Origin of the sequence: Geminicoccus harenae (genome assembly GCF_019800005.1) — a bacterium.
In the GTDB taxonomy this organism is placed as follows: domain Bacteria; phylum Pseudomonadota; class Alphaproteobacteria; order Geminicoccales; family Geminicoccaceae; genus Geminicoccus; species Geminicoccus harenae.
On the sequence record NZ_JABGCL010000009.1, the window covers coordinates 77875 to 103400 of the forward strand.

The following is a 25526-nucleotide window of genomic DNA, read 5'->3' on the forward strand; positions in this document are numbered from 1 at the left end:
ATGAACGACCCGCTCCCTAGGTTCTGCAGCGCCTGCCGCAATTGGCCGGCCGTGCCGGTTGGGACCGACAAGCTGCCCCTCCTGAAGGCCTGGCCCGATCGAGCCACCGCCGACGAAGACGAACAGTGCGGCTGGCTGCGCCGCTGGCCACGAGCTGCGCTGGCGGTCCATCTCGGCGGTGCCGGAATCGTCTGCCTGGACATCGAGGGCACGGCCGGCGGAGCACATGCCACCTCGGGCGAGGCTGCCTTCTCCGAACTCCTGGAGCGTCTCGGCCCGCTGCCGAAGACCGCCATGAGCACCACCCCATCCGGAGGGCAGCATCTCTTGTTCCAGGACCCAGGCGGCCTGCGCTCTCGGGTCATCGCTCCCGGCATCGAGATCCGGGCGGGTACCGCACTGGCTGTCCTCCCGCTGGAGGGAAGAACGCCCGGCCGGCGCTGGATCCACCACCCGGACACCGGCGTCGCCGTTCTGCCGGTGAAATGGACCGATGCCTTGCGGCCGCCCCCTCCCCCGCCATCTGGGCCACCGGTCCGAATCGACCACCGCACCGGCCGCTATGCCCGGGCGGCGCTGGACGATGAGCTGCACCAGCTGGCGGGCACCGCGGAAGGTGGGCGCAACCACGCCCTGCACGCCTCGGCGGTGCGTCTGGGCTCCCTGGTGGGTGCCGGCCTCCTGGAAGGCCAAGCGGTGGCGGACCTCCTCGAGCTCACAGCACGCGAGATGGGCCTGCACCCCAAGGAGGCGATCCCCACCATCCGCAGCGGCATGGCCTATGGCGCCGCTCATCCGCGCGAGGTGGCGTAGTGGTGGCCAATGTCGTCGAGCTGAAGGAGCGGGCCGTAGCACCAGCGGAGAAGGCGGCGGCCGAGGCGCCCTGGCCCGAGATGGTGCCGCTCTTCGCCCACCATGAGCGGCCTTTGGAGTATCCGCTGCATCTCCTGCCGAGGATCATGCGGGACGCCGTCACCGACATATGCGCCTACGGCCAGCAGCCCGTGGCCCTGGTCGCATGCAGTGCTTTGGCGACGGCGTCGCTGGCAACCCAAGCCCTTGCTGACGTCGCGCGTACTCCAAGCCTAGTGGGCCCGATCGGGCTGAACCTGCTCATGGTCGCCGAAAGTGGCGAGCGCAAGACCACGGCGGATCGGCGGATGGCTCGGGCGATCCGGCAGTGGCAGCAGCTCCAGCGAGCCAACCAGCGTGCGGAGCACGAGCAGCAGAAGGACCGGCGGGCAATCTGGACGGCCAAGCGGGACGGCCTGCTCGCGGCGATCAAGAAGGTCGTGGGCGCCGCCAAGCGGGAGGAGCGGGACAAGGCGGAGGAGCTCGAGGCGGCGCTGCAGGGCATGGGGTCGATGCCGGCCGTTGATCCGCTGCCGGTCCTGTTCATGGAGGACACCAACCCTGAAGCGCTGTCGATCGACCTGGCCAATGGCTGGCCATCCTCTTCCCTGTGGTCGGATGAAGGCGGGCTTGTGGTCGGCGGCCATGGGATGAGCGAGGAAGCGATCACCCGCTACCTCTCGCTCCTGAACCGGCTGTGGGACGGCAACCCGTTCACCCGACGGCGCTCGACCCGGGAGAGCGTCGAGCTACGCGGCCGCAGGTTCACTGCCAGTCTCATGATGCAGGCCCAGGTGGTGAGCAAGCTGCTGGCCGCCGGTGACGGTGTCAGCCGGGAGAACGGCTTCCTGGCGCGGTTCCTGATCGCGTGGCCGCGCTCGACCATGGGCACCCGCCTCTATCGCCCGGGATCGACCGAGACCCCTGCCCTGGCGGTCTGGGACGAGCGCCTGACCCAGCTCTTGGAGATGCCACTGCCGGTGGATCCGGAGGCGGATCTTCCGATGGTACTGAAGCCACCGGTCCTGCCCTTGAGCCAGGCTGCGTTCGAACGCTGGCGCTCCTTCTTCGACGACGTCGAGTGTGAGCTCGGCATCCGCGGTGAGCTCGGCGATCTCACCGACTTCGGTGCCAAGGCGGGCGATCATGCGGCGCGGATCGCCGCGGTGCTGCATGTGCTGGTGCACGGGCCGACCGGCGAGATCGGGCCGGAGCTGATGGAAGCCGGCGTCGAGATCGCGGCTTGGCATCTCCATGAAGCCAGGCGCCTGTTCGGCATGATCGGGCGGGATGGTGTGGCGACCGATGCCGAAGCGCTGCTGTCGTGGGCCATGGAAGAGCCCGAGGCACCGTCGATGAAACGCATCCTGCAGTTCGGGCCCTCACGGGTTCGGGCCAAGGAGCGGCGGGATGCGGCGATCGCCAAGCTCACCGAGCATGGGCTGGCCAGGGTGGTGAAAGAGGCCCGAGCAGAGCGGCTGGTGGTCAACCCCGAGTGGCGGGGCGTGCCATGAGCCTGGCCGAGCGCTGGGAGGCGCAGAGGAGAGAGGGAGAGAGCTGTCTTTCTTCTTCTCTCTCCTCCACCGCCACTTCTCGCGCGCGCGGACGCGCACATGCGCGCGCGCACGCGCCCCCGCGACCCTCCCCTGCTACCCCGCTACCTTTGCTACCTTCCGGCGGCGTTTCTGGCCGGTTTGGCCCCTTTTCGGCTTCTCGGGTAGCAGAGGTAGCAACGGTAGCAAGGCTAGCAGCTACTGTACCCCCAGCTTTCGATCATGCTCGGTCCCTTGGCTGGCATGTCGAGGCCTTGCCGAGCGGCATCCTGGTCGACACGCGCAGGCGGACGACCGATCCAGCTCTGCTCGACCAGCTGCACGGGCTGCTCCTGCACGGCGATGGGATCCTGGATCCTGGCGAGGTCGTGCTGCGCGGCGAGCTCGACGCGATCGAGCAGGAGTTCCTGCCATGACCGATCCGGCAGCGCGCGCCCATGCGATCGCGGCTCTGGCCGAAGCCCGCCACCGCGGCTGGGGCATCGTCCTGGTGGGCGGCCAGCCGGTGATCACGGCACCCCTGCGCAGCCTCAGCCCTGCCCTGCTCGACCGCTTGATGCAGTTCATCGACGCGGTCACCGACATCCTCGAGGAGGAACGCTGCCGATGACCTGGAGATGCTCCGGATGCGGACAGACCACTGCTGCCGCACATGTACAAAGCCGGATTATGACAAATGATCATCCGGAAGACGGCGAGAACTATCGTCACCTCTGGCAGGAGATCGTCCAGCAGTACGGCGCGGCCGCGGCCGTGGAGGGTTGTGCCTACGCCTGGGACGTTCCGCCTGAGGAGGCCCGTGCCTGGCTGATGCAGGCGAATGTCCTGCCGGCGGAGACGAACCCATGACCGGCTATCAGGCGCCCAAGGTGCTGCTGACCACGCTCACCGAGCGGACCAGTGCGAAGGGCAACGTGTATCTCACCGGCTGGCTGGCCAAGGCCCGGGTGGTTGGCTTTCGCGGCGAGGACGACGAGCACGGCAACCCGGTCTGGAACCTCTATCTGTCGGAGCCGGAGCGACGGGAGAATGCGTCCCCACCCGGCAAAGTGCCGGGGGAGAGCCGGGCGGGGAGCCAGGAGGGAGCAGCACGCCAGGGGCGTTCCTCGACCTCCGTCTCTCCCGAGCTGCGGCGCCAGCAGCGGGCGAATATGGCCACCTTCGAGGCCCAGCGCCGGCACGAGGACGCGATGACTAACCTGAACGACCCGATCCCGGAGTGAGCTGGATGGTGAAGAAGAAGGAGACGCCCGAGCAGGGGCCAGCGCCGATGAAGCCGCCCCCGACGATCGCGCGGCTGGTCGAAACTTGGGCAGACAAGCCGGAGATCTCCGGCGTCGCCTCTGGCACGGTGACGTCTCGGCTGGTCGACCAGGTCGCCCAGGCCCTGTTCTACGGCTCCACCCCGACCCAGGAGTTGCTCGACTGGAAGCAGTGGGCCGCGGTCAACACGATGAAGGCCATGGCGCCACAGGACGCCATCGAAGGCCAGCTGGTCGCCCAGATGGTGGCGACGCATGATGCGGCCATGGAGTGCTTCCGCCGAGCAGCCCTACCGGAGCAGACCTTCGAGGGCCGGCAATCGTCGCTGGGCTTCGCGAACAAGCTGCTGCGGACCTATGCCCTCCTCACCGACACGCTGAACAAGCACCGCGGCAAGGGCCAGCAGACGGTACGGGTCGAGCATGTGACGGTGGAAGCCGGAGGCCAGGCGATCGTCGGCAACGTGACCACAGGGGGTGGGGGTGAAGGACGGATTGGACATCAACCCCATGCAACATTGGCCGATGCTGGACTGCCCTCGGTGCGGGGCGAAGACGCGGAGCGGATTAGCGTGCCGAGCACCTGCAGTGAGAGGTAAGAGGCGCTGCCGGATGCACGGAGGAGCTCGCGGCAGTGGTGCTCCCACCGGCGCTGCGAATGGCCGCTATCGCACCGGCAGACGCACCCGGGAGATGCAGGAGCTGCGGCAGCGGGTGGCGCGGCTGCTGCGGGAGGCGGCGGAGCTGGTCTGAGGGGCATCTAACGGTCTCAGGAAGCCGGCCTCTTCCTCTACGGACCATCTCTACGAGATAATCAAAGACAGACAGTAAACTTCCGCTTTAACCCCTTGGGGTGACTACGACCTAGCGCAGCTAAGCCGCAAGCCTCTCTTCAACGTCGCAGTTGAAGTCGAGTATGAGCTGGATCGGCTCGGCATCTTTGTGCATTTCATTGTAGACTTGCACATCCGTTGCCAGTTGCACGAGGTCTCCAACCACTTGCTCACGTCGCTGCGTGAAGGCTTTTTGCATGTGCTCGCGCGGAGCGGCTTGCATGACCGCCCACATGGTATACTGCACACCCCGCCGTGTGACACGGACGGCGTGGTTCACGCGGTAGCGGCGTCCCTTCCGGTCCGTTGCATACTCCTCGCGCAGAGCTCGCGACATGGCGTCCGCAAGAACGTCGTAGGGGTCCACTTCAGGCAGAGGTATCAGACCGTTCTGAACAGCCCACATACTAGCATCGCGCGCACTTGCAGGGAGATGGCCGTTGGCTCGTTCGTATTCGCGCCACGCCCGTTGCAATTGCTCGTTGCGAGTTGTCACCGCTTTCCTCCTCAGTCGATGGGTGCAGCTACGCCCCAGCCATCGACAATGGCACCTGGAAGAACGAACGCACGGACCTTAACCAGATAGCGCCGAAGAAAATCCCACCTTTCCGTACGTTTCTGGATCTGCCCAACCACAAGCCCGGGATGAACCCCCAGCCGTCGCGCGAAACCGATGACATCCCGCTCAGCAAAGAATGGTGCTTTCCTGGCGATGAAGGAATTCATCTCGTCTTGCGGCACGCAGAAGGAAGCTGCAGCGGCATTCGCAGCCACTTCTTCCGGGGGAAGTTCCTCAATGGGACGCTTGGCCTCAACCTCTATATCGATGATCTCTTGCTCCTGACCGTCCTTGCGAAGCACATGCTCGATCTCGTGTCGCAGGACGAACCAGAAGTTATCAATGCGATCGAAGCGCATGGATAGGCCAATCACGGGAGAGCTCTTGTCGAGCCAGAGGCAGACCCCGTCGATCTTTGCGTTAGGCAGTATTTCCACGATCACCAACCTTACGCCGCACTCGGCGAGGATTCTTGGAACCGAGCGGGCCTCCTCCGGGTCAGCCAAAAGGGTTCGAAGCCGCTGCAGCGCCTCCCTCAGTGCTTTCTCAGAATACCGCCCGACCACCATCGTTCGCGCGATCTGGCGAACCCGGAAGAGCCATGCGAGCTGCGCGGGAGGTACTTCGTCGTGATAGGACGACTTCCTGGCAGCATGCTGCAGATGCGGGATCTCATTGGCATTGGCTACCTCGAAGAAGGCTGCCATCTGCGCCTCGAGCATGCCCGCATCGGAATCGGTGAGCCAGTTGCGCCTGATCATCTCCCGAACTGGATAAACCGATTGTAGCCGCGCGCGGCGCGCGACCCCAGGATCAGGGTCCCGAGCACGAGCCATGTCGTAGGCGCGCTGCAGGTTCGCGAACAAGTCGGCATGAACGTCAAAGGCCTGAGCCAACGCCTTTGCCATCTCCGGGCTGATCCCGCGCTTGCCAGAGATGATCATATTCACGGCCTGCTCAGGCGTACCAAGGATGTAGGCGAGATCCCGCTGAGTCCACTGACGAGCCTCCAGCTCCTCCCGGATATAGTATCCAGGATGAGGCACATCCCCAGTATAGGTGTTTCCGTCCATGCCCATTCCCTCAGTGCGGATCGCCAATCTCCAGCACAGTGATTACGCAAGGTGTAGCTGCTTCATCCATTTCAAAGATGATCCGGAATTGGTCATTTATCCGTATCTGACGACGATCACCATTTCCTTCGAGTCTCTTATAGTTAAGCGACTTCCAGCTCCTTAACGTTCGTTCGTCAGGCGCTTGAGCCAGGAAGTTTAGCTTTTCCCGCGCCCTCTTGATAACTGCGAACGGTAGGCCGAGCTCGTGAGCGCGATCCGTATGGATTAGGGCAAGCTTCTGGTCTGCGAACACGACCTTCATGCCCCAGAGCATATGGGACTCGTCGTGCAGGTGTCAATTATCGACTTAACGCCAGGCGTTAACTTGATGTTTGGAATCTCTGCATAATGGAGCTCAGGGACAGGCTCGATCGGCCGAGTCGTGGCTGAGGCCGCGGACGTGCCTCCTCAGGGAATAGCGGCGAACGCCGCAGCCAAACAAAGCCTCTTGCAGCTGATGGCCTGGCAGCGCGAGCCTGCCCTTCCAGGACAGGGCTTCAATTATCAGGAAGGCGATGACCATGGCGGGCAGCCTGCTTTCGAACCTGACTGGACGCACACCGGCCGAGATACTGGAGAAGCGGACCTGGTTCACCGCCACCTACGTGCTCGGCGATGGCCAGCGGATGTACCTGCGGAGAAATGGCTCGTTCGGCATGTTCTGCGCTGACTGCCTTTTCGAGGAGCGGCCTGAGGGCATCGATGAGCCGGCCGTGATCGCCGAGGTCGAGATCATCGTCCGAAGCACCAGCTCCGGCTGAACGAGGCGCAGCGGGGCCCCAGGAGAAGCAAGCCTGGAGGATCAGGGTCTGCCTGACCTGTCGATGGAAAGGGAGGCGACTGGCTTTGGCAGGCTGCTGATCGCCGGGCGGAACCTCTACCTCGTCCCCCCGTCGAACACTCCTGCTGCCGCGATCTCGGCCTCGGTGTCGCTGACGGCCTGCTGCAGCTGGACGACCAGGTCATCGATGCGCTGGCCATCGGCTGCCGCCTGCTCGATGGCACGGGCCAGGATGCCGATGCGCAGCAGGCCGAAGCTGGGAGCAGTGCCGGCCAGCCGATGGGCCGGCTTGGTCACCGCCTCAAGGTCACCCTGCATACATTCCACCTCGGCCGCCAGCGCCCTGGCCGACGTCATCGCGTTGGCCAGGAACTGCTCCAGCTTGGCTGGCCCGGCCATCTTCCGCAGGCTGTCGATGCGCTGCCGATCAAGGAGCGCTGTAACCTGTTCAGGCACGCCCGCTGCCACAGCCTCCCTTGGTTCGGGTCGGGCTGCCCCCTCCGTGACCGCCGCAAGCGTATCGAACAGCCGGTCCCAGTCGATCGGCTTGGTCAGGACCCGGTTCATGCCGGCCGCCAGGCAGCGTTGCTGCTCCCCCTCCATCACGTTGGCCGTCAGGGCCAGGATCGGCACCTGGCCTGCTGGCCGTGGCAGCTTCCGGATCCGCCGGGTGGCCTCGATGCCGTCCATGACCGGCATCTGCACATCCATCAGCACCACGTCGAAGCGGTCCTGGCCGACCCGCGCCACCGCCTGCTCGCCATTCTCCACCAGCAAGACCCGGTGGCCGTTCTGCTCCAGCGAGATCTGCAACAGCTCGCGATTCAGGGCCACGTCATCGGCCACCAGGATCCGCAGCGGCCGCACCGGCCTGGTGCTGGAGACTTGGCGGCCCTTGCTGGGGATGAGGATCGAGCCGATCGGCAGCCGGATCTCGAAGAAGAACGTGCTTCCCTTGCCGGGCTCGCTCGCGACTCCGATCTCGCCGCCCATGGCCGTGACCAGGTACCGGCTGATGGCAAGGCCCAGGCCGGTGCCACCGAACCGGCGCGCAATCGTCTGGTCGGCCTGGCTGAACGCCTGGAACAGCTTCCTGCGGCCTTCCGCGGAGATCCCGATGCCGGTGTCGCGCACCTCGAAGCGGAACGGCACCATCCCGCTGTGAGTGCTGCCGCAGCGGACCATCACGCTCACCCCGCCACTGCTGGTGAACTTCAGGCCGTTGCCGATCAGGTTGATGAGGACCTGCTGCAGACGGGTCGGATCGCCGCGCACCACCGGCGGGGAATGCTCGTCGAGATCGACGGTCAAGCTGAGGCCACGCTCGGTCGCCTGCGGCAACATGAGCATGCGCACATCCTCTAGCAGCGTCGCCAGGGAGAAGTCGACCTGCTCCAGCGTGACCCCGCCGGCTTCCAGCCGGGAGAAGTCCAGGATGTCGTTGATGATGTGCAACAAATGCTTGCCGGAGGAGCGGATGGCACGGACCTGGTCCTGCTGGCGGCTGCTCAGAGGTTCCTTGGCCAGGAGGTCGGTCATACCCAGCACGCCGGTCATCGGCGTCCTGATCTCGTGGCTCATCGCCGCCAGGAACTGCCCCTTGGCCAGCTCGCTTCGTTCGGCTTCCAACTTGGCAGCTTCGGCCGCATGCAACGCCTGGCGCAGCGCCAGGCTCTGGGACTGCCGCCACCAGCTGAGCAGTCCCATGACCAAGGCGATCACGCCGACGGCCCCAGCAGCCCCCCACGCTTGAAGCCGCCAATCCTGCAGGATGTTGTCTATCCTGTGCGCGACCACGAGATGCAGGTCCGTTCCTGGCACCGCATTGACAGCGATCACAAAGTCGCTGGTGGTCAGCAGCGGCGATGGCTGCGCTAGCCACTCGTCCAGCCAGAGCGGCCGTTCCGGCGGCAACGTGCGGTCCGGCCAGTGTGCCGCATCGCGGGCATAGACGACGCCTGCCTTGTCGATGAGGGTCAGCCGCTGGTCGGGTCGGAGCAGCAGGCCGCTGAAGATGTCGATGTAGAGCTCCCAGTCGATCGCAACACTGAAGATGCCGGCCAGCGCGCCGTCTGCTTTCCGCATTGGCCAGCTGAGGGGAACGATCCAACTTTTCGGAGTGGTCCGGGCGTTGACGGGCCGGCCGATGAACATGCGGCTGTCGGGATGCTCCTGGTGGTGACGGACATAATCACGGTCACTTAGATCGACACTGACGTCTGTCGGTGAGGCCGAGAAGGCTACCCGTCCGTCTGGACCGATCAGGATGCCCGTCTCGAACGCACGCAGCTGTTGATCGGATGGCGCATAGCCGCGAAGCCAAGCCTGAATCTCATCGAGCTTGAAATGACCGTGGCGGAATTCATTGGCTGCAACTGTCACGATGAGATCGAGTGTCGCCAAGGCTCGCTGCGTGGCGCCGCTGGCGGATCGGCTGATGGCTGCCAGCTCATGCTCGGACGCAACCAGCGCCAGTCGCCGGCTCTCGGTCAGAAAGGCCCCCACAATGCCAGCACCCATCAATAGGGTCAGCAATGTGCTCAACAAGGCAACTGTACAAGGTTGCCAGGACGATAGCCTGCCCCGTCGACGCATCCACATCAGGCTTTCCGAGCTTGCATCAATCGTTCGAGCCCCGGCCGGCGATAGATCTGTCCTACCGGGTGTCCGGCTCATGATTGGCCTTGCTGCAATGCTGCCGGCCTCCCCAGGTACCGCTCATGCCCAGGGCCCGGCGTCAACCGATGTCTCGTCGCACCGATCGCTTGCAGCTGTCCTGCACTGGCTCGAGGAAGGCAGGATGGAGCATCGACGTCCTGCCTGCGCGACAAGACCGTGGCCAAACCTCTTGGTCGTCAGGCGGCGGTGCGTGTGGCCTGTGGGCGCTGCGGGCCAACCAAGTGGTGCCGCCATGGGAAGGCGGCGGAGGTGCTAGGCGATCACGGCTCCTGCATCCGCTCCTCGATCTCGCCGCGCAGCGCGCCCGCCTCCCCTGGCGGACAGTCGATGATGGCCAGCTCCAGCCCGGGCTGGATCCGGCCCTTGCGCAGCGCCGAGGCCACGCCGAACAGCAACTCCGGACGCGACAGGGCCACGATGCGCAGGATCTCGCGCAGGGTCGGCGGATCGCGCCGGATCCAAGCGATGACGTACACCTGCGCCAGGGGGATCTCGGGGTCGGGCATGGTAAGGGCCGGCGTGGTGGCTTGGGCAACTCGAGGCCGGGTCAGGGGGTTCCGCCGCCGGTCAGCTTGTTCTACCGCCCTGCCCGGCAGTGCCCCTGGATGCCGGCCGCGATCTCGTCCGGGCTGCCGATCAGGTTGATCGGGCCGTCATAGGCGATGGCGTTCTCCGGCATGCCGCGCCAGGATTTGGGCTCGGGCGTCACCACCATGGTGATGCCGCCGGCCTGATGGATCGCGGCCAGGCCGCGTGACCCGTCGTCCAGGTTACCGGACAGCACCACGCCGATCATCCTCTGCCAGCATGGGCCGCCACCGACCGGAACAGCAGGTCGACCCTGTGGTTGCGGTGCTGGCGGTCCGGATCCTGGACGAGCTTGCTGAAGCTGTTGGCCGCCAAGGTGAGGTGCTCGGCCGGCTGGCCGATATAAACGCAGCCTAGCTTGAACCGTTGCTCCTCCTTGGCAATGGCGACCGGCAGGGCGAAGCGGCGCGCCAGGATCGCCCGCAGCTGGCAACATGCGCTGGATTTTCCTCCGGGAATGAGCAGGATGTAGCGATGAACAGGTGGCGCTGGATCGACGCCCTGCCCTTATGTCATGTAGAGCACTTAGAGTTGAGATGGTCCAGATCCCCTTCAGCGTCATCTAGCGTTCCGATCCTGGGCCAGAGCATCCATCGTGCACCCTCCTGATCATGTTCGTGATCCCGCCAGGCTTGCGGCTTTGGCCCGCTACGCTGTCCTTGGCACACCCGCCGAGCCGGGCTTCGACAACATCGTGCAGTTGGCTGCGCAGGTATGTGACGCTTCAGTCGCCTTGGTGAGCCTCGTTGCTGCCGACCATCAATGGTTCAAGGCGCGGATCGGGTTCGAGGCCCGCCAGACCGACCTTGACAGCTCGGTCTGTGCCTTCGCCCTGCTTGAGCCGGAGCTGCTCGTCATCCCTGATCTTACCCAGGACGAGCGAACTCGGAACAACCCGCTGGTCACGGGTGATCCTCACATCAGGTTCTATGCCGGCGCGCCGTTCCGAGCGGCAACGGGAGAGGTGCTGGGAAGCCTCTGCGTCCTCGATGACAAGAAACGTCCGGGCGGGTTGACCGAGCAGCAGGCCGTCGGCCTCAAGAACCTAGCACGGCAGGTAGAAAATCAGCTGGAGTTGCGACAGGCGATCATTGAACGGGATGCTCTGACGGCTCAGCAACAGCTTATGGTTCATGAGCTGAACCATCGCCTCAAGAACATGTTTGCGATGATCCAGGCTATCGCCATGCAGACCTTTCGCCCGGTTACTGATCGAGAACCAGTCGATGCGTTTCTCCAGCGCCTCCATGCGCTGTCTTCCGCGCACGACGTTCTCCTCCAGCAAAACTGGTCGGCCGCCAAACTTGGCATGGTCGTTTCTAATGTGCTCGGGACCCTGGCTGATATCGACCGGTTCGATATCGTTGGACCTGAGATCAAGCTTGGACCCCGCACGGTCTTGGGGGTGTCGCTGCTCCTTCATGAGCTGACGACCAATGCGCTAAAGTACGGCTCACTTTCCAAAGAAGGTGGCCGTGTCGTCCTGCATTGGCAGCTCGAGGGCCAGGAAGACGATGCGGAGCTTGTGCTGGCGTGGCGTGAAAAGGGTGGACCACCTGCCAAGGAACCGAAGCGCCGAGGCTTTGGGTCGAAGCTTATCCACATGGGCCTTGTTGGAACCGGCGGTGCGGAGCTTCGTTATCTGCCGTCAGGCCTGGAGGCTGAGTTCAGAGCACCTCTCGCCCAGGTGCGTCAGTCGTAAGAACGGAGGGAGCTTGGGCGTTGGTTGCGACACGACAAGTCATCCTGGTGGTCGAGGATGAGCCGCTACTGAGATTGGCAGCGGTGGACATGGTGGAAGATGCGGGCTTTGAGGCCGTGTCTGCAGCAAATGCTGCCCAGGCCATCAGCATCCTGGAAAACCGCAACGACATTCGGCTCGTGTTCTCCGACATCGACATGTTGCCCGGCATGGATGGGATAAAGCTGGCTGCCTATATCCGAGATCGCTGGCCACCCATCGCGATCATTCTGACGTCAGGCATCTATGCATCAACTGATGTGACTTTGCCACCAAATAGCCTTTTCTTTTCTAAGCCTTATGTAGAGCGAGACATATTGCGGGCAGCTCGACGAATGATTGCCTGACCAAGATAAAAGGATTCAGATATAGGTGTGCGGCATGTGCGAGTGCGATGCCGTAGACATGTGACAGAGGAGCCGGTGATCAGTGGGCCCGGCTCGATTGCCATCTGCCTAAAGAGCACCCGGACGAGGAACACATCGATGTTGCCGCTGGAAGTTCAGCAGTAGACATCATCCGGCTCAGACGCTGGACCATTTCTGTGATAAGCGGACGGCTGAGACTTAAGGCACACAGCATCAGGCCGCTGCTCTCCGCGGTGTTTTCTGACGCTCGGCAACTTCCAGCACCAGCTCGCCTACCTGCCCCAGGCCGACACCATCCACTGGCGGCTCAGCGTCGCCGACCTGGTGATGCTCGGCCGGCTGCCGCACCGCCAGGGCTGGAACGGCCCTGGACCGGCAGATCACGCGGCGGTCGCCGAAGCCCTGGCCGCCACGGACTGCGCGGGCCTGGCGGCACGCGCGGTCGACACGCTGTCCGGCGGCGAGCGGGCGCGCGTCCTCCTGGCCCGGGCGCTGGCCGGCCAGCCCGCCATCCTGCTCGCCGACGAGCCCACCGCCGGTCTCGATCCCTACCATCAGCTCGAGGTGATGGAGCGGCTGCAGTCGCTGGCGCAGAGCGGCGCCACCGTCCTGGTGGTCCTGCACGACTTGGCCGCGGCGGTGCGCTTCTGCGACCGCCTCGTCCTGCTCGACCGGGGCCGCGTGGTGGCGGCGGGCGACCCCGGAGAGGTGACGGCAGCGCCCAACCTCAGGACCGTCTTCCGCATCGAGGCGGCACGTGGCCAATTGCCGGAAGGGTCCTATCTCCTGCCGCGGCGGCGGATCCTGGACCGAGCGCCAGGCAGCACGCTGATCTAACCGATCGCCCAGATGGCGCCGGCCTCGAAACGTGAGGAGGTCTTGCTGGACCACTGCCTTATCCAATACGCCAAGCCGACAAGGCATCAAGCTTCAGTTTCTGTTGTCTCTGCCGCCATGTGCCACGCGATGACATGCTTGTGGTACCAACGCCCAAGGCTTTCCCCGAGCACGACCAGGCTGATGCCCAGCAGCGCCACATCTTTGATCAAGAACGAGCCCGTTGCATTGAGCCATGGAAACCCGCCTGATGCAGCCTCCCAGATCGGCAGCGCGAACATGGTCGACACGGTGACGGCAAAGGTCAGGCTGGCGAGTGCACCTCCAGCGACACCGGCGCGGGCTGACCAGGGCGAAGCGATCAGAAGTGCGGCCGTCAGCAGCTCGACGGTGCCTAGCAGGTAGGAAGCACCGGCTTCGCCGAAGACCGGGTAGAGCCAGGCGAGCCAGGGCGTCCCGCTGATCAGCGGCTTGAGCGCATCGATCTCGATCTGCGTGAACTTGAGAATGCCGATCATCGCGAGCGGTAGGACGATGCCTGTCAGCGCGACGGCGCGGCCGGCCGATCTGAGATGCTCAGCGTGCTCAGGGCGATTCAGTAGGGCAAGCGTTCGGTGAGCGGCCATCGGGCGGTGCTGCATGACTGTCTCCAGCAATTGTATGCGTGAAGCATATAACTGCACGCTCTCTTGATGTCTATGCGTCGCGCATATATTTTTAATGGATGGAGAATGCGAAGATCGAGAACGTGGTCGGCGCCCTGGTGATGGCACTGTCCGATGCCGTCCTGCGCGGCACACAGGGCCAAGCGCCTGAGCCTGGACCGGCTGCAGCAGCGATCACATTGCTGGGACACGAACCAGGGCTGCCGATCGAGCGGCTACGGCGGGCGTTGCACCTCTCACACCCAGGTGCGGTGCGTCTGGTAGATAGGCTCGTTGCTGATGGACTGATTGTGCGGCAGCCTTCTCCGGCTGACCGCCGAGCGGTCTCGTTGCACCTGACCCAAGCCGGCGAACGAAGCAGGCTGGCTATTCTAGATGCGCGTCAGGGCAGCTTGGCACGTGCCCTGGACCTTCTGGATGCGCCTGAGCGCGAGGTCTTTGGGCGCCTTGCTGAGAAACTGCTGGGCGGCCTGATCCAGGACCTCGACCACGCCTATTCCGTGTGCCGGCTTTGCGATCAGACGGTGTGTGTGGATTGTCCGGTCGAAAAAGCGCTGAGATCCAAAGAGTGACAGGTCCGGATTTCAGTGACAGCCATCGGCCGCAACTTCCTGCGGAAGCGTCACAAAGGCAGCCGCGTTCGGATGAAGTTGATGTTGATCCTTGCAGCGCGGGATGAGGGCTTGGTGGTGATGGCGAGCGGAATGGGCTGAAGGCTGCGACATCGCCGAACTAAGCCGAAACTTTCCCGAACCAGGCGGCAATCTCGGCTGAGGCACGGTCTGGATCCTCGCGACGCGGGAAGTGGCCGATACTTTCGAGCGGCGCGGCATCGAGGTCGGTGAAATACTCCTCCAACCGATCCATCCATTCGACCTTGAGCACTGGATCGAGCGCGCCCCAGCGAATGCAGGTGGGGATCGCGATCGGCGGCTCTTGCGGGTCCTCGCGCTGCATCGCGGCGCTACGAGCGGCGTTGCGGCTCAGGTACCAGTCGAAGCCGCCTTGCAGGTTGCCAGGCTTGAGGAAGTTGTCGACCCAGGCCTCCAGCACCTCCCCCTCGAATGCAGCCGGGTTACCGGCCGCCCAGTGGCGGAGCATGTTGCCGAAATAGACACGGCAGGCTTTTCGCGAGGAGCCAACGAGATCTGCAGCCCACGGCTTCAGGTGGAAGGACTGGTACCAGATCTCCGCCAAATGGCCCGGCGCAGCCCAGCGTGACCCGATGCCAGGATAGGGACAGTCGAAGAAGAAGAGCCGGGTCAGACGCTCTGGCTGCATCCGGGCGAAGGCTTGTGCGACGACAGCACCCACGTCGTGGCCCACGATCCCAACGCGGCCAAGGTCCAGATGGTCGAGCAATGCCAGCAGGTCCCGCGCGTGCACCTCGGACCCGACACGATCGGATGGGCCCGCGTCTGGCTTTCGGCTGTTGCCGAAGCCCCGCAGGTCGGGGGCGATCATGTCGAAGCGATCAGCCAAGCGCACCATCACCGGCTCCCAGGTGAACCAGAACTCCGGCCAGCCGTGGAGCAGCAGGATAGGCAGCCTCCCTTGCCCGCAACGAGCGTAATGGAGCCGTGTACCGTTCGCCTCGAACGTGTCGTGCAGGATGGCGTGAGCCACTGTGGCGCTCCCCCTCAGTTGCCGAGCAGCAAGCTCAACCACTCAGCCAGGTGCCGGTGCCGCCACCGTGATGAACAGCTGAAGCCGTTCAGGGCCGCTGCCTCGACAGCACTCTACCTATCACCGCAGGCCCTGCCTCAGGTGCCTCCAGGCGACTGAGAGGAAGTGGCCGGAGCCTGAGGTTTCTCGGCAGCTGCAGCCTGTAGGCCGAGCTCGACCAGGCGGCGGATGGCCTCTGCCTCACTCGGAAGTGGGTCCTGTTGGCGCCGCCACATGGATATCGCGGAGATCAGCTCCGGCGACATCCGCACGAGCTTGGTTTCGGTAAGTTGAGGTCGCTTGCTCATAACGCCGTCATAACCGATATCGGCGTTGACATCTATAGATAACACCGATATCGGTTATAGCGCGGACCGGCCGAGGATCATCACTCCTCGACCGGCCCTAACCACCAACCGATGGAGCCATCGGTCATGGCTGAGGCCACTTTTACCATCTCCCGCCGCACACTGCTCGGGGGGATCGTCGCTGCACCTGTGATCGGCGTCACCGCGACCGCTGCCGCCGCCCCTGCCGGATCCGCCCTCTTCCCCCTCTGGCAGGAACGCGAGGAGCTGCTGGCCAGGCGGCGTCAGCTGCTCGCCTTGCAAGACGGCGATGCGCTCGACGCCCTGTGGACTCCGATCTTCGACGTCGAGGAGCGGATCGCGCAGTACCGGTCAACGAGCCAAGAGGATCTACGGATCAAGGCGGCGCTGGCCAACGACCTGCTCGCAGACGCGCCGGACGAGGAGGACATCCACCACCCGATCCTGCTCAGCATCTTCCGGGACGTGGAGCGGATGCTGCTGACGGGGGTGTCGACATGAGCATGAACACCAGCCGCCGTACCCTGCTCAGCACTCTGGCGGCAGCGCCGGCGATCGCTGCCACAGGCGCCGCAGCGACGTCCCACCATCAAGACAGCTCGATCAGGTCGCTCATCCGCCAGTGGGAGGAGGCGGTCGCCGCTTGGAAGATCGAGAGCCGGATCGACGAGGACAGCGACGCGACGGAAGCAAAGCGCCAGGCCTGGGATAACCTGGAGACGCGGATCTTCCGCACCCCCGCCCGGTCGGCCGACGATCTTCAGCTCAAGATCGACTTCTATCGCCGCGAGGATCCGCTCGACGACGATGACTGGCTGGCCAGCATCTTTGCGGACGTCGAGTCCATGCTGCTGATGGGAGGGCGGGCATGAACGCGATTAGCACCAGCCGTCGCAACCTGCTCGAGCACGTCGGCGCAGCCACGACGATGGGTATTGCCGCGATCGCGGCGCCCGCGATCGCTGAGCCCTCGCCAGCGCCGCGACATCCGGATGTCGAGCTCCTCCGTCTCCGAGACACGCTGGAGCAGGCCTGGGAGGCCGAGGAGGCCACCTATGCCCGCAACGCCAGCACGCACTTCGTGCAGGCGATCGAGGACGAGAACGAGGCAGCCTTCCAGAAGGTCTGGGCGCTCGCGCACAGGATGATCGGTATGCGGGCCACCACGCAGGAGGGACTACTCGCCAAGGTGACCGCGATCGCCTGGCTCCGGCGGGACGAGGACCAGTTCGACTGGGTCGACTACAAGGATGCCAGCATCGACACCTGGGCTGCCTGCACGATCGCCAACGACCTCCTGATGATGCGGAGGTACCGGGCATGAACCTGTCAGCCCCTGCCCTCGCCTTCGGTATCGATCACTCCCTGAAGAGAACCGCCATGTCGCTCACCGCCAAGTCCGCCCGGCAGATCGATGCAGCGAGGCTCGATCAGAGCGCCGCCGGCCGCGTCAACGCCCTGCGCCTGGAATGGCTAGAGGCGGTCGACCAGAACTTCTGGGCGCTGGACAACCTGCGCTGCATGCGGGAGGGCACGGAGCGCTACGAGAAGGCGGTGGAGCGGATCGTGCGGCGCCGGGCGGTCATGTTCGGCCTGGTCGAGCAGGCCTGCGCGGTACCGCTCGACACGCCCGAGGCACGCCGGCAGCTGCAGCGCTTTGCCGACTGGATCGAGAAGGCCGGCAGCGACCACGAGGACCGGGACATCGAGCTGATCGAGACGCGGCTCGGCCGGATCATCGAGGGTGAGTGTGAGGTCGTGCCGCCTCATCTGCTGGCGGCGCCGGCAAAGAAGACCGGTCGTGGCAGGAGCACGGCTGTGGCGTCCTGACGCCAACCACAGCACACCTCAAGCAGCCGTCTCAGGGAAACCTGGGGCGGCTTTGCCTTGGAAGTCACAACACCGCGACCGAAGGGGACGGCCGATGATTGTCTCCCACAGCGACCATGACAAAAACTCCATGGCCGCACATGCGGCGCTCACCTGACAGCAGGCTCTTGGCCCACAGCTCGACCTCGACGCTCATGGAGGAGCGGCCGGTCGCCACGATCCGCGGGGCCAGCTCGATGATCTCGCCAATCTGGATCTGGCTCGTGAAGTCGACGTGCTGTGCCGCGGCGAGCACCACCGCCTTGTGGCAGCGGCGGGTGGCACAGACGAACGCCGCCTTGCTCATTGCGGCCAGGGCATGGCCGCCGTGCAGGCTGCCATAGTGGCTGGTCCACTCCGGGAACACCATCTCGACCATGCGCAGGGGAGAGGCACCGGGCACATCGGCCATGGGCGGCAGCGATGGTAGCGGTGAGGAAGCCGCCCCATTGGCCACCGCCACCATGTTGAACACGGCCCGCGAGCACAGGCGGCGCCCACCGGCCACGGCTTCCGCAATCATCGTCACTTCGATCCCCAGCGACCGGCGACCAACTCGGACCACCCGGCCCGCGAATTCGACCATCTCGCCCAGATGGGCCGGTGCGGAGAAGTCTATCCGATCACAGGAGGCCGTGACGATTGGCCCATGCGCGTGGCGGGTGGCGGCGATGAAGGCTACTTTGTCCATGTGTGCCAAGCCGACCCCGCCGAACAGCGTGCCGTGATGGTTGGTGTCGCCTGGGAACACGATGTCGATAAGATGCGTCGTATCAGCCATGCCGCGCTGGCCCGTCACGCTGTCATAGCGTCGATCTCCGCCAGAATGGCCTTCTGATCCAGACCCTTCTCCCCGATGACTACTAGGCTGCTCCGGCGCGTCTCGTCCGGACGCCATGACCGATCGAAGCCGAGGGTCACGCGGCCGCCCACCCCCTGGATGGCCAGGCGCAGCGGCTTACCCGCGACCTCGGCAAAGCCCTTCAGGCGCAGGACGCCGTAGCGGTCGGCGATCGCGGCCAAGGCCCGGGCCACACGGTCCGGGTCCGATACCTGGCCCAGCTCCGCAACGAAGCTCTCGAAGTCGTCGTGATCATGGTCGGCCCCGCCATCGTGATGCGAGGGTCGCGTTTCCAGGTCGCCCTCGGCGGCGGCGCCGATGCCGAGTACCACCGAAACCGGGAGCCGACCTTCGGTGGCACGGACCATGCGCGCTTGCAGCCGGAGGTCCTGGGTGACGGACCGCTCCACGATGGGCCAGTCGGCGTCCGCGACGAGGTCGGCCTTGTTCACCACGACCAGGTCGGCACAGCCGACCTGCTCCTCGAACAACTCCTCAAGCGGCGTCTCATGGTCGAGGCTGGTGTCGCCCTCGCGCTGGGCCTGCACCGCTGCCGGGTCTGGAGCGAACAAGCCTGCCGCCACGGCGGCAGCATCGACCACCGTGATCACGCCATCCACCGTCACCCGCTCGCGGATGCCCGGCCAGGCGAATGCCTTCACCAGCGGTTTGGGCAGCGCCAGGCCGGAGGTCTCGATCACGATGTGGTCGGGTGCGGGCGCCATCGCCAGCAGCTTCTCCATGGTCGGGATGAAGTCGTCGGCCACCGTGCAGCAGATGCAGCCATTGGCCAGCTCGACCACGTCCTCGGCGCGGCAGGTGGCGTCGCCGCAGCCCAGCAGCAGCTCGCGATCCACCCCGAGCTCGCCGAACTCGTTGATGATCAGCGCCAGGCGGCGGCCGCCGGCATTCTGCAGCAGGTGGCGGATCAGCGTGGTCTTGCCGCTGCCGAGAAAGCCGGTGACGATGGTGGCCGAAATCTTTGCCATGGGGTTCCCGATCGGGTTCTTCAGGGACAGACAGGGTGGAGCCTCAGGTGGTGCTCGCCCGGATCCGGCGCGCCGCCGCGACCATGTTCACCAGGGCCGGCCGTACCTCGTCCCATTTGCGGGTCTTCAGGCCGCAGTCGGGGTTGACCCAGAGCTGCTCGGCCGGCAGCCGCTCGGCCGCTGCCTTGAGCAGGTCGACCATCTCCTCGGCCGGCGGGACCCGGGGCGAGTGGATGTCGTACACGCCCGGCCCGATCTCGGCCGGATAGCGGTAGCCCGAGAAGGCGCCCAGCAGCTCCATCTTCGAGCGCGACGTCTCGATCGAGATGACGTCGGCATCCAAGGCGCCGATCGCCTCGATGATGTCGTTGAATTCCGAGTAGCACATGTGGGTGTGGATCTGGGTCTCGTCCCGCACGCCGGACGCGGTGATGCGGAAGCACTCGACTGCCCAGTCCAGGTAGGACTGCCATTCGGTCCGGCGCAGCGGCAGGCCTTCGCGCAGTGCCGCCTCGTCGATCTGGATGATCGGCGCCCCGGCGGCCTCCAGGTCGACCACCTCGTCGCGGATGGCGAACGCGATCTGGCGGCAGGTCTCCGCGCGCGGCTGGTCGTCACGCACAAAGGACCAGTTCAGGATCGTCACCGGCCCGGTGAGCATGCCCTTCATCGGCTTCTGCGTGACGGACTGGGCGTAGCGCCACCACTCCACGGTCATCGGCCGCGGCCGGGAGACGTCGCCGAAGATGATGGGCGGGCGAACGCAGCGGGAACCGTAGGACTGCACCCAGCCATGCCTGGTGAAGGCGAAGCCCGATAGCTGCTCGCCGAAATATTGCACCATGTCGTTGCGCTCGAACTCGCCATGCACCAGCACGTCGAGGCCGATCTCCTCCTGCCAGCGCACCGTGCGGGCAGTCTCCTCGCGCAGGAAGCCGGCATAGGCGGCATGGTCGATGACGCCCTTGGCATGGTCGGCCCGCGCCTTGCGGACCTCCGGCGTCTGCGGGAACGAGCCGATCGTGGTGGCCGGGTAGAGCGGCAGGCCCAGCTTGGCGTGCTGGGCCTTCGCCCGCTCCCGAAACGGGGACTGCCGATGCGCCAAGCCGGCATCGCTGCTCCCGGCACGTGCGCGGACTGAAGGGTCGACGATCTTGGGCGAGGTCCGGCGCGAGGCGACCGCGGCGGTGGATGCGTCAAGCGTCGCCTGCACGGCGTGGCGTCCCTCGTTGAGCGCCCGGGCGAGCACCGCCAACTCGGCGACCTTCTGGACGGCGAAGGCCAGCCAGTTCCGGACGTCGGGATCCAGGTCGGTCTCGCGCTCCAGGTCGATCGGCGTATGCAGCAAGGAGCAGGAGGGCGCCAGGGTCACCTCGCGGCCCGCCTGGACCAGCGGGGCCACGCGCTCCAGGATCGCGTTCAGGTCCGCCTTCCAGACGTTGCGCCCGTCGACGACGCCCAGGGAAAGGACCTGATCGGGCCGGCTCCGTGCCACGACTTCCGCAAGCTGGCCAGGTGCCCGGATCAGGTCGACATGCAGGCCGTGGACCGGCAGGGCCAGCAGGGTGTCCAGGTTGTCGCCGACGCCGCCGAAATAGGTGGTCAGCATCAGGCGGAGGCCCGGGAGCGCATCGGCGAGCGCCGCATAGGCCTCACGATAGGCATGGCGCGCCCCGTCGCTCAGGTCGAGCACCAGGCAGGGCTCGTCGATCTGCACCCAGCCCGCCCCTGCGTCCTTGAGCGCTGTCAGCGCCTGGGCATAGACCGGCAGGAGCCGCGGCAGCAGGGTTAGAGGATCGAAGTCGGGGGTCGTCGCCTTGCCGAGCAGGAGGTAGCTGACCGGCCCGAGCAGCACGGGCCGCGTCTCGATGCCCTGCCGCTTCGCTTCGAGATACTCGTCGAGCGGTTTGGTGGAGGCCAGGCGGAAGGTCTGGTCGGCACTGAACTCCGGGACGATGTAGTGGTAGTTCGTGTCGAACCACTTGGTCATCTCCGTGGCCGGCACGCCGGTACCGGCATGGGCATGACCGTGGGCACAGCCACCGGCGTCCCCGGAGGCATGCGTGCCGCGCGCCATGGCGAAGTAGGTGTCGAGATCGACCTGTGCGCCCGACCAGCCATAGATGTCCGGCACCGCACCCACCATGGCGCTGGTGTCCAGCACATGGTCGTAGAGCGAGAAGTCGTTGGACGGGACGATGTCGGCGCCGAGGTCACGCTGGCGCTGCCAGGTGTAGCTCCGCAGCTCGGCCGCCGTGGCGAGCAGCTGGTCTGCACCGATCCTGCCGGCCCAGTAGCCTTCCAGTGCGATCTTCAGTTCGCGCTTCGGACCGATGCGGGGAAAGCCGAGGGTAGCGACGCGGACAGGTGCGGTCATGTCTCAGAGCCTGATGTTGCGACGAGGCTCGATGACAGGACCCTGCAGGAGATTCCGGGCGCAGCCCGACAATCCGCATGCGGCCTGACCGGGCACCCCGCCGGAGGACGTCGTTTGTCGGGGCAGGTCTCCTGGCTCACGGCTCCGCATAACGATCCGGCCTTCCCGGGACGAGCCCAGTGGCACGGAGTGGATCGTCACTTGCCGCTTACAGTTGCGGGGGCAGCGCCGGCCTCGCACCGGCTTCCCTCTTAGCTCCCGCCACCACGCGAACGCAGCGAACGGGAGCACCTCGACGCAGCCAGTAAAGCGTCGGCATGCGTTGCTGTCAATTGCTGGATAAAGACATCTTTATGTGTTTATGACGATGAGGCTGCTCCGTGATCGTGGACGGCAGATGCCTTGGCATCGGTTATCCACAGATACGCTTACCTGTGCATAAATACTGGTTGATCAACCCTAGCCGTTGACATTGATCAACCGGATACCGCTAGATATTGAGGTCACGGGTTCTCCGGCAGGTATGCCGGAGCTAAGACGGGAATCCGGAAGGCCTTGGGTTAAGGCTGAGCCGGAGCTGCCCCCGCAACTGTGAGCGGTGAGCTGATCTCCCCTGGATGGTCACTGGCGAAGCGTCGCCGGGAAGGCCGGAGGGCAGCGTCGAGCCGCGAGCCAGGAGACCTGCCGGTGACGTCGTCCACGTTCTCGGGCGGGGTGCCCCGATGGAACGGCCGGTCACGCGGACGGCGGCGCAAGCCGCCGGCGCCTGCCCGGCAGTTCATCGGCGGGTCCCCGGGAAAGGGTAAGCTGCCGATGTCCCTGGCACTCGAAGTCGACCGTCCGTCCCTGGCACCGCACTCCCGTGCCGCTGCCTTCGATCACGCCGACTGGCGCCTGATCCGGCGCAACGGCGCGGTGACGCCGTTCGATCCCGGCAAGATCACGGTGGCGCTGACCAAGGCGTTCCTGGCCATCGAGGGGCGGCAGGCTACCCAGTCCAGGCGGATCCACGAGCTGGTCGAGGATCTCACCCGGCAGGTCGTGACCGCGCTAGCACGCCGTCCCGACAGCGGCCGGACCTTCCATATCGAGGAGGTGCAGGACCAGGTCGAGCTGGCCCTGATGCGGGGCGAGCACCACAAGGTCGCGCGCGCCTACGTGCTCTATCGCGAGGAGCGGGCGCGCGAGCGCCGGCTCGCCGAGGCGCCGGGCCTGCCGGACATCACCGTGCGCGACCCGGACGGCCAGGAGCTGCCGCTGGACCGCCCGGCCCTGGCACGGCGGATCGACCTAGCCTGCCAGGGGCTGGCCGACGTCCAGCCGGCGGCGGTCCTGGCGGAGACCGAGCGCAACCTCTTCAACGGCATCTCCGCGGGAGAACTCGCGCAGGCCCCGGTCCTGGCGGCGCGTGCCCTGATCGAGACCGAGCCCAACTATGCCTTCGTCAGCGCCCGCCTGCTGCTCGACGTGCTCTATGCCGAGGCGGCGCGGCTGGTCCCGGGCGAGCCGGGCCCCGTCGACTATGCCGCCTATTTCTCCGCCTATGTGCGCGCGGGCATCGGGTTCGAGCTGATCGACCCGGAGCTGGCCCGCTTCGACCTGGAGCGGCTGGGCCGGGCCCTGTTGCCCGAGCGCGACCGCGACTTCCAGCTCCTGGGCCTGCAGACCCTGGCCGACCGCTACTTCCTGCACCGCGACGGCATCCGCTTCGAGCGGCCGCAGGCCTTCTTCATGCGCGTGGCGATGGGCCTGGCCCTGCGCGAGATCGACCGCGAGGCGCGGGCAATCGAGTTCTACGAGCTCTTGTCGTCGTTCGCCTTCATGGCCTCCACGCCCACCTTGTTCAACGCCGGCACACCGCGCGCGCAGCTCTCCTCCTGCTTCCTCACCACCGTCACCGACGATCTGGACGGCATCTTCAAGGCGATCCGCGACAACGCGCTGCTCGCCAAGTATTCCGGCGGCCTCGGCAACGACTGGACGCAGGTGCGCGGCCTGGGCGCGCACATCAAGGGTACCAATGGCCAGTCCCAGGGCGTCGTCCCGTTCCTGAAGGTCGCCAACGACACGGCGATCGCGGTCAATCAGGGCGGCAAGCGCAAGGGTGCGGTCTGCGCCTACCTTGAGACCTGGCACATCGACATCGAGGAGTTCCTCGACCTGCGCAAGAACACCGGCGATGACCGGCGGCGCACCCATGACATGAACACGGCCAACTGGATCCCGGACCTGTTCATGCGCCGGGTCGAGGCGGATGCCGAGTGGACCCTGTTCTCGCCCGACGAGGTGCCGGACCTCCACGACCTCTACGGCCCGGCATTCGAGACCGCCTATCTCGCCCACGAGGCACGGGCGGCGCGTGGTGAGGTCAAGGTCTTCCGCCGGGTCCGGGCGCTGGAACTCTGGCGGCGCATGCTGACCATGCTGTTCGAGACCGGCCATCCCTGGCTGACCTTCAAGGACCCCTGCAACCTGCGTTCGCCCCAGCAGCACGTGGGCGTGGTGCACTCCTCGAACCTGTGCACCGAGATCACGCTCAACACCTCGCAGGACGAGGTGGCGGTCTGCAACCTGGGCTCGATCAACCTTGCGGCGCACGTCACGCCGGACGGGATCGACCGAGAACGGCTGGCGCGCACTGTGCGCATCGCCATGCGCATGCTCGACAACGTCATCGACGTGAACTTCTACACGATCCCCGAAGCGCGCCGCGCCAATCTGCGCCACCGCCCGGTTGGTCTCGGCCTGATGGGCTTCCAGGACGCCCTGCACGTCCTGCGCATCCCGTTCGGGTCGGAGGCGGCGGTGGGCTTCGCCGACGAGAGCATGGAGCTGATCAGCTTCCACGCCATTGCCGCCTCCGCCGATCTGGCCGAGGAGCGTGGCCGCTATCCGTCCTTTGCTGGCTCCCTGTGGAGCCGGGGCATCCTGCCGATCGATTCCCTGGAGCTGCTGGCCGAGGCGCGCGGCGGCCTGGACCTGGACCGTTCGGCGGCGCTCGACTGGGCGCCGCTGCGCGAGCGGGTGATGCAGGTCGGCATGCGCAACTCCAACGTGCTGGCCATCGCACCCACCGCGACGATCTCCAACATCTGCGGGGTCTCGCAGTCGATCGAGCCATCCTTCCGCAACCTCTACGTCAAGGCCAACATGTCGGGCGACTTCACCGTGGTCGTGCCCGCACTGGTCCAGGACCTGAAGGCCCGGGGTCTGTGGGATGAGGTCATGGTGAGCGACCTGAAATATTTCGACGGCGCGCTCGGCCCGATCGACCGCATCCCGGACGACCTCAAGGCACTCTACGCCACCGCCTTCGAGATCGAGCCCGCCTGGCTGATCGAGGCCGCGGCTCGGCGCCAGAAATGGATCGATCAGGCGCAGTCCTTGAACCTCTACCTCGCCAACCCGAACGGCCGCCTGCTCGACCAGACCTACCGGCTGGCCTGGAGGCGCGGCCTCAAGACCACCTACTACCTGCGTGCGCAGGCCGCGACCCAGGTGGAGAAGTCCACCCTGCGCGGCACGGACGGAAAGCTCAACGCCGTGGCGCTGGCGCCCACCGAGACTGCTGCCTTCTGCTCCATCGACGACCCCGCCTGCGAGGCCTGCCAGTGAACGGAGCC

At 65.6% G+C, this 25526-nt stretch carries 28 protein-coding genes, 1 pseudogene and 2 riboswitches; of the genes and pseudogenes, 18 read left to right on the plus strand and 11 right to left on the minus strand.

The annotated features are described in order from the left end of the window. The 8 genes from HLA95_RS10380 to HLA95_RS28920 all read left to right on the plus strand — a co-directional run bounded on the left by HLA95_RS10380 (position 1) and on the right by HLA95_RS28920 (position 4420). Positions 1 to 813 (plus strand): bifunctional DNA primase/polymerase, encoded by an 813-nt coding sequence (locus HLA95_RS10380; RefSeq protein ID WP_191057505.1) that lies wholly within the window; start codon positions 1 to 3, stop codon positions 811 to 813. A gap of 2 nt (positions 814 to 815) precedes the next feature. Next, positions 816 to 2366: a YfjI family protein gene (locus tag HLA95_RS10385; RefSeq protein WP_191057506.1), complete on the plus strand. Its 1551-nt coding sequence runs from the start codon at positions 816 to 818 to the stop codon at positions 2364 to 2366. Between the two features lie 293 nt (positions 2367 to 2659). Beyond that, entirely contained in the window at positions 2660 to 2821 is a 162-nt protein-coding gene (locus tag HLA95_RS10390; RefSeq protein WP_191057507.1) for a hypothetical protein, read from the plus strand. Next, the gene (locus HLA95_RS10395; RefSeq protein WP_191057508.1) at positions 2818 to 3015 is read left to right on the plus strand and encodes a hypothetical protein; all 198 of its coding nucleotides are present in this window, start codon (positions 2818 to 2820) and stop codon (positions 3013 to 3015) included. Before HLA95_RS10390 ends, HLA95_RS10395 begins: the two co-directional genes overlap by 4 nt. Positions 3016 to 3074: 59 nt before the next feature. Then, positions 3075 to 3254 (plus strand): hypothetical protein, encoded by a 180-nt coding sequence (locus HLA95_RS10400; RefSeq protein WP_222183246.1) that lies wholly within the window; start codon positions 3075 to 3077, stop codon positions 3252 to 3254. Next, positions 3251 to 3628, plus strand: a complete 378-nt coding sequence (locus HLA95_RS10405) for a hypothetical protein (protein ID WP_191057509.1) — start codon at positions 3251 to 3253, stop codon at positions 3626 to 3628. The genes HLA95_RS10400 and HLA95_RS10405 overlap by 4 nt, the downstream gene beginning before the upstream one ends. Before the next feature lie 5 nt (positions 3629 to 3633). Then, a complete protein-coding gene (locus tag HLA95_RS10410) occupies positions 3634 to 4266 on the plus strand; it encodes a hypothetical protein (protein WP_191057510.1) in 633 nt (210 codons plus the stop codon). Further along, complete coding sequence (locus HLA95_RS28920) at positions 4193 to 4420, plus strand: HGGxSTG domain-containing protein (protein WP_306422275.1); 228 nt, start codon at positions 4193 to 4195, stop codon at positions 4418 to 4420. Before HLA95_RS10410 ends, HLA95_RS28920 begins: the two co-directional genes overlap by 74 nt. A gap of 120 nt (positions 4421 to 4540) precedes the next feature. On the opposite strand, the gene HLA95_RS10420 is transcribed toward HLA95_RS28920, so the two are convergent. The 3 genes from HLA95_RS10420 to HLA95_RS29295 are packed head-to-tail and all read right to left on the minus strand — an operon-like array spanning position 4541 to position 6448. Further along, on the minus strand, positions 4541 to 4996 hold the full coding sequence (locus HLA95_RS10420; RefSeq protein WP_191057512.1) for a hypothetical protein: 456 nt from the start codon (positions 4994 to 4996) through the stop codon (positions 4541 to 4543). Between the two features lie 11 nt (positions 4997 to 5007). After that, positions 5008 to 6132, minus strand: coding sequence for a HigA family addiction module antitoxin (locus HLA95_RS10425; protein ID WP_191057513.1), 1125 nt, complete (start codon positions 6130 to 6132; stop codon positions 5008 to 5010). A 10-nt stretch (positions 6133 to 6142) separates the two neighbouring features. Beyond that, complete coding sequence (locus tag HLA95_RS29295) at positions 6143 to 6448, minus strand: type II toxin-antitoxin system RelE/ParE family toxin (protein WP_369076370.1); 306 nt, start codon at positions 6446 to 6448, stop codon at positions 6143 to 6145. A 247-nt stretch (positions 6449 to 6695) separates the two neighbouring features. Here HLA95_RS29295 and HLA95_RS10435 point away from each other — a divergent pair, with 247 nt between their 5' ends. Further along, positions 6696 to 6935: a hypothetical protein gene (locus HLA95_RS10435; protein WP_222183251.1), complete on the plus strand. Its 240-nt coding sequence runs from the start codon at positions 6696 to 6698 to the stop codon at positions 6933 to 6935. Positions 6936 to 7051: 116 nt separating this feature from the next. On the opposite strand, the gene HLA95_RS10440 is transcribed toward HLA95_RS10435, so the two are convergent. The 3 genes and pseudogenes from HLA95_RS10440 to HLA95_RS28145 form a co-directional block, all read right to left on the minus strand. Next, positions 7052 to 9499: a hybrid sensor histidine kinase/response regulator gene (locus HLA95_RS10440; RefSeq protein ID WP_191057516.1), complete on the minus strand. Its 2448-nt coding sequence runs from the start codon at positions 9497 to 9499 to the stop codon at positions 7052 to 7054. Positions 9500 to 9894: 395 nt separating this feature from the next. Next, positions 9895 to 10140 (minus strand): hypothetical protein, encoded by a 246-nt coding sequence (locus HLA95_RS10445; RefSeq protein WP_191057517.1) that lies wholly within the window; start codon positions 10138 to 10140, stop codon positions 9895 to 9897. 71 nt (positions 10141 to 10211) lie between these two features. Further along, positions 10212 to 10690, minus strand: a pseudogene (locus HLA95_RS28145) (chemotaxis protein CheB). Positions 10691 to 10862: 172 nt separating this feature from the next. On the opposite strand from HLA95_RS28145, the gene HLA95_RS10460 reads away from it, so the two are divergent. From HLA95_RS10460 to HLA95_RS10470, 3 genes are all read left to right on the plus strand, one after another. Further along, positions 10863 to 11924: an HWE histidine kinase domain-containing protein gene (locus HLA95_RS10460; protein ID WP_222183253.1), complete on the plus strand. Its 1062-nt coding sequence runs from the start codon at positions 10863 to 10865 to the stop codon at positions 11922 to 11924. Between the two features lie 20 nt (positions 11925 to 11944). Then, positions 11945 to 12310, plus strand: coding sequence for a response regulator (locus tag HLA95_RS10465; protein WP_191057519.1), 366 nt, complete (start codon positions 11945 to 11947; stop codon positions 12308 to 12310). A gap of 261 nt (positions 12311 to 12571) precedes the next feature. Next, a complete protein-coding gene (locus HLA95_RS10470) occupies positions 12572 to 13168 on the plus strand; it encodes an ABC transporter ATP-binding protein (protein WP_222183315.1) in 597 nt (198 codons plus the stop codon). An 86-nt stretch (positions 13169 to 13254) separates the two neighbouring features. Here HLA95_RS10470 and HLA95_RS10475 read toward each other — a convergent pair whose 3' ends face one another. Further along, positions 13255 to 13809, minus strand: a complete 555-nt coding sequence (locus HLA95_RS10475) for a YkgB family protein (RefSeq protein WP_222183255.1) — start codon at positions 13807 to 13809, stop codon at positions 13255 to 13257. An 83-nt stretch (positions 13810 to 13892) separates the two neighbouring features. Between HLA95_RS10475 and HLA95_RS10480 the strand changes: the two genes are divergently transcribed. After that, positions 13893 to 14405 carry a MarR family winged helix-turn-helix transcriptional regulator gene (locus HLA95_RS10480; protein ID WP_191058979.1) on the plus strand — a complete coding sequence of 171 codons (513 nt, stop codon included), beginning with the start codon at positions 13893 to 13895 and terminating at the stop codon, positions 14403 to 14405. Between the two features lie 160 nt (positions 14406 to 14565). Here the strand turns inward: HLA95_RS10480 and HLA95_RS10485 are convergent, their stop codons facing one another. Beyond that, entirely contained in the window at positions 14566 to 15459 is an 894-nt protein-coding gene (locus tag HLA95_RS10485; protein ID WP_222183257.1) for an alpha/beta fold hydrolase, read from the minus strand. Between the two features lie 473 nt (positions 15460 to 15932). On the opposite strand from HLA95_RS10485, the gene HLA95_RS10490 reads away from it, so the two are divergent. From HLA95_RS10490 to HLA95_RS10505, 4 genes are read left to right on the plus strand one after another with little or no spacing between them, the layout of a single operon-like run. Beyond that, positions 15933 to 16328 (plus strand): hypothetical protein, encoded by a 396-nt coding sequence (locus HLA95_RS10490; protein WP_191058980.1) that lies wholly within the window; start codon positions 15933 to 15935, stop codon positions 16326 to 16328. After that, complete coding sequence (locus HLA95_RS10495) at positions 16325 to 16699, plus strand: hypothetical protein (protein WP_191058981.1); 375 nt, start codon at positions 16325 to 16327, stop codon at positions 16697 to 16699. The genes HLA95_RS10490 and HLA95_RS10495 overlap by 4 nt, the downstream gene beginning before the upstream one ends. Continuing rightward, positions 16696 to 17151, plus strand: a complete 456-nt coding sequence (locus HLA95_RS10500) for a hypothetical protein (RefSeq protein WP_191058982.1) — start codon at positions 16696 to 16698, stop codon at positions 17149 to 17151. The genes HLA95_RS10495 and HLA95_RS10500 overlap by 4 nt, the downstream gene beginning before the upstream one ends. After that, a complete protein-coding gene (locus tag HLA95_RS10505; protein WP_191058983.1) occupies positions 17148 to 17657 on the plus strand; it encodes a hypothetical protein in 510 nt (169 codons plus the stop codon). Before HLA95_RS10500 ends, HLA95_RS10505 begins: the two co-directional genes overlap by 4 nt. 64 nt (positions 17658 to 17721) lie before the next feature. Here HLA95_RS10505 and HLA95_RS10510 read toward each other — a convergent pair whose 3' ends face one another. Genes HLA95_RS10510 through metE form a run of 3 tightly spaced genes read right to left on the minus strand, consistent with a single transcriptional unit; the run spans position 17722 to position 21903 of the window. Further along, positions 17722 to 18477: an acyl-CoA thioesterase gene (locus tag HLA95_RS10510; RefSeq protein WP_191058984.1), complete on the minus strand. Its 756-nt coding sequence runs from the start codon at positions 18475 to 18477 to the stop codon at positions 17722 to 17724. Positions 18478 to 18491: 14 nt separating this feature from the next. Continuing rightward, positions 18492 to 19526: a cobalamin biosynthesis protein CobW gene (gene cobW / locus HLA95_RS10515; protein WP_191058985.1), complete on the minus strand. Its 1035-nt coding sequence runs from the start codon at positions 19524 to 19526 to the stop codon at positions 18492 to 18494. A 43-nt stretch (positions 19527 to 19569) separates the two neighbouring features. After that, positions 19570 to 21903 (minus strand): 5-methyltetrahydropteroyltriglutamate--homocysteine S-methyltransferase, encoded by a 2334-nt coding sequence (metE, locus tag HLA95_RS10520; protein ID WP_191058986.1) that lies wholly within the window; start codon positions 21901 to 21903, stop codon positions 19570 to 19572. Positions 21904 to 22007: 104 nt separating this feature from the next. Then, positions 22008 to 22213: riboswitch (cobalamin riboswitch) on the minus strand. Positions 22214 to 22393: 180 nt separating this feature from the next. After that, positions 22394 to 22606: riboswitch (cobalamin riboswitch) on the plus strand. Positions 22607 to 22716: 110 nt separating this feature from the next. On the opposite strand from metE, the gene HLA95_RS10525 reads away from it, so the two are divergent. Next, positions 22717 to 25518, plus strand: a complete 2802-nt coding sequence (locus tag HLA95_RS10525; protein WP_222183259.1) for a ribonucleoside-diphosphate reductase subunit alpha — start codon at positions 22717 to 22719, stop codon at positions 25516 to 25518. Positions 25519 to 25526 lie beyond the last annotated feature (8 nt).

Excerpts from the sequence above, each read along its gene's own strand:
- HLA95_RS10425 (WP_191057513.1), bottom strand. The coding sequence starts at position 6,132 with ATGGACGGAAACACCTATACTGGGGATGTGCCTCATCCTGGATACTAT.
- HLA95_RS10380 (WP_191057505.1), top strand. The coding sequence starts at position 1 with ATGAACGACCCGCTCCCTAGGTTCTGCAGCGCCTGCCGCAATTGGCCG.
- HLA95_RS10435 (WP_222183251.1), top strand. The coding sequence starts at position 6,696 with ATGGCGGGCAGCCTGCTTTCGAACCTGACTGGACGCACACCGGCCGAG.
- HLA95_RS10405 (WP_191057509.1), top strand. The coding sequence starts at position 3,251 with ATGACCGGCTATCAGGCGCCCAAGGTGCTGCTGACCACGCTCACCGAG.
- HLA95_RS10480 (WP_191058979.1), top strand. The coding sequence starts at position 13,893 with ATGGAGAATGCGAAGATCGAGAACGTGGTCGGCGCCCTGGTGATGGCA.
- HLA95_RS10445 (WP_191057517.1), bottom strand. The coding sequence starts at position 10,140 with ATGCCCGACCCCGAGATCCCCCTGGCGCAGGTGTACGTCATCGCTTGG.
- HLA95_RS29295 (WP_369076370.1), bottom strand. The coding sequence starts at position 6,448 with ATGCTCTGGGGCATGAAGGTCGTGTTCGCAGACCAGAAGCTTGCCCTA.
- cobW (WP_191058985.1), bottom strand. The coding sequence starts at position 19,526 with ATGGCAAAGATTTCGGCCACCATCGTCACCGGCTTTCTCGGCAGCGGC.
- HLA95_RS10500 (WP_191058982.1), top strand. The coding sequence starts at position 16,696 with ATGAACGCGATTAGCACCAGCCGTCGCAACCTGCTCGAGCACGTCGGC.
- HLA95_RS10410 (WP_191057510.1), top strand. The coding sequence starts at position 3,634 with ATGGTGAAGAAGAAGGAGACGCCCGAGCAGGGGCCAGCGCCGATGAAG.
- HLA95_RS10400 (WP_222183246.1), top strand. The coding sequence starts at position 3,075 with ATGACAAATGATCATCCGGAAGACGGCGAGAACTATCGTCACCTCTGG.
- HLA95_RS28920 (WP_306422275.1), top strand. The coding sequence starts at position 4,193 with ATGCTGGACTGCCCTCGGTGCGGGGCGAAGACGCGGAGCGGATTAGCG.
- HLA95_RS10475 (WP_222183255.1), bottom strand. The coding sequence starts at position 13,809 with ATGCAGCACCGCCCGATGGCCGCTCACCGAACGCTTGCCCTACTGAAT.
- HLA95_RS10495 (WP_191058981.1), top strand. The coding sequence starts at position 16,325 with ATGAGCATGAACACCAGCCGCCGTACCCTGCTCAGCACTCTGGCGGCA.
- HLA95_RS10490 (WP_191058980.1), top strand. The coding sequence starts at position 15,933 with ATGGCTGAGGCCACTTTTACCATCTCCCGCCGCACACTGCTCGGGGGG.
- HLA95_RS10505 (WP_191058983.1), top strand. The coding sequence starts at position 17,148 with ATGAACCTGTCAGCCCCTGCCCTCGCCTTCGGTATCGATCACTCCCTG.
- metE (WP_191058986.1), bottom strand. The coding sequence starts at position 21,903 with ATGACCGCACCTGTCCGCGTCGCTACCCTCGGCTTTCCCCGCATCGGT.
- HLA95_RS10525 (WP_222183259.1), top strand. The coding sequence starts at position 22,717 with ATGTCCCTGGCACTCGAAGTCGACCGTCCGTCCCTGGCACCGCACTCC.
- HLA95_RS10510 (WP_191058984.1), bottom strand. The coding sequence starts at position 18,477 with ATGGCTGATACGACGCATCTTATCGACATCGTGTTCCCAGGCGACACC.
- HLA95_RS10395 (WP_191057508.1), top strand. The coding sequence starts at position 2,818 with ATGACCGATCCGGCAGCGCGCGCCCATGCGATCGCGGCTCTGGCCGAA.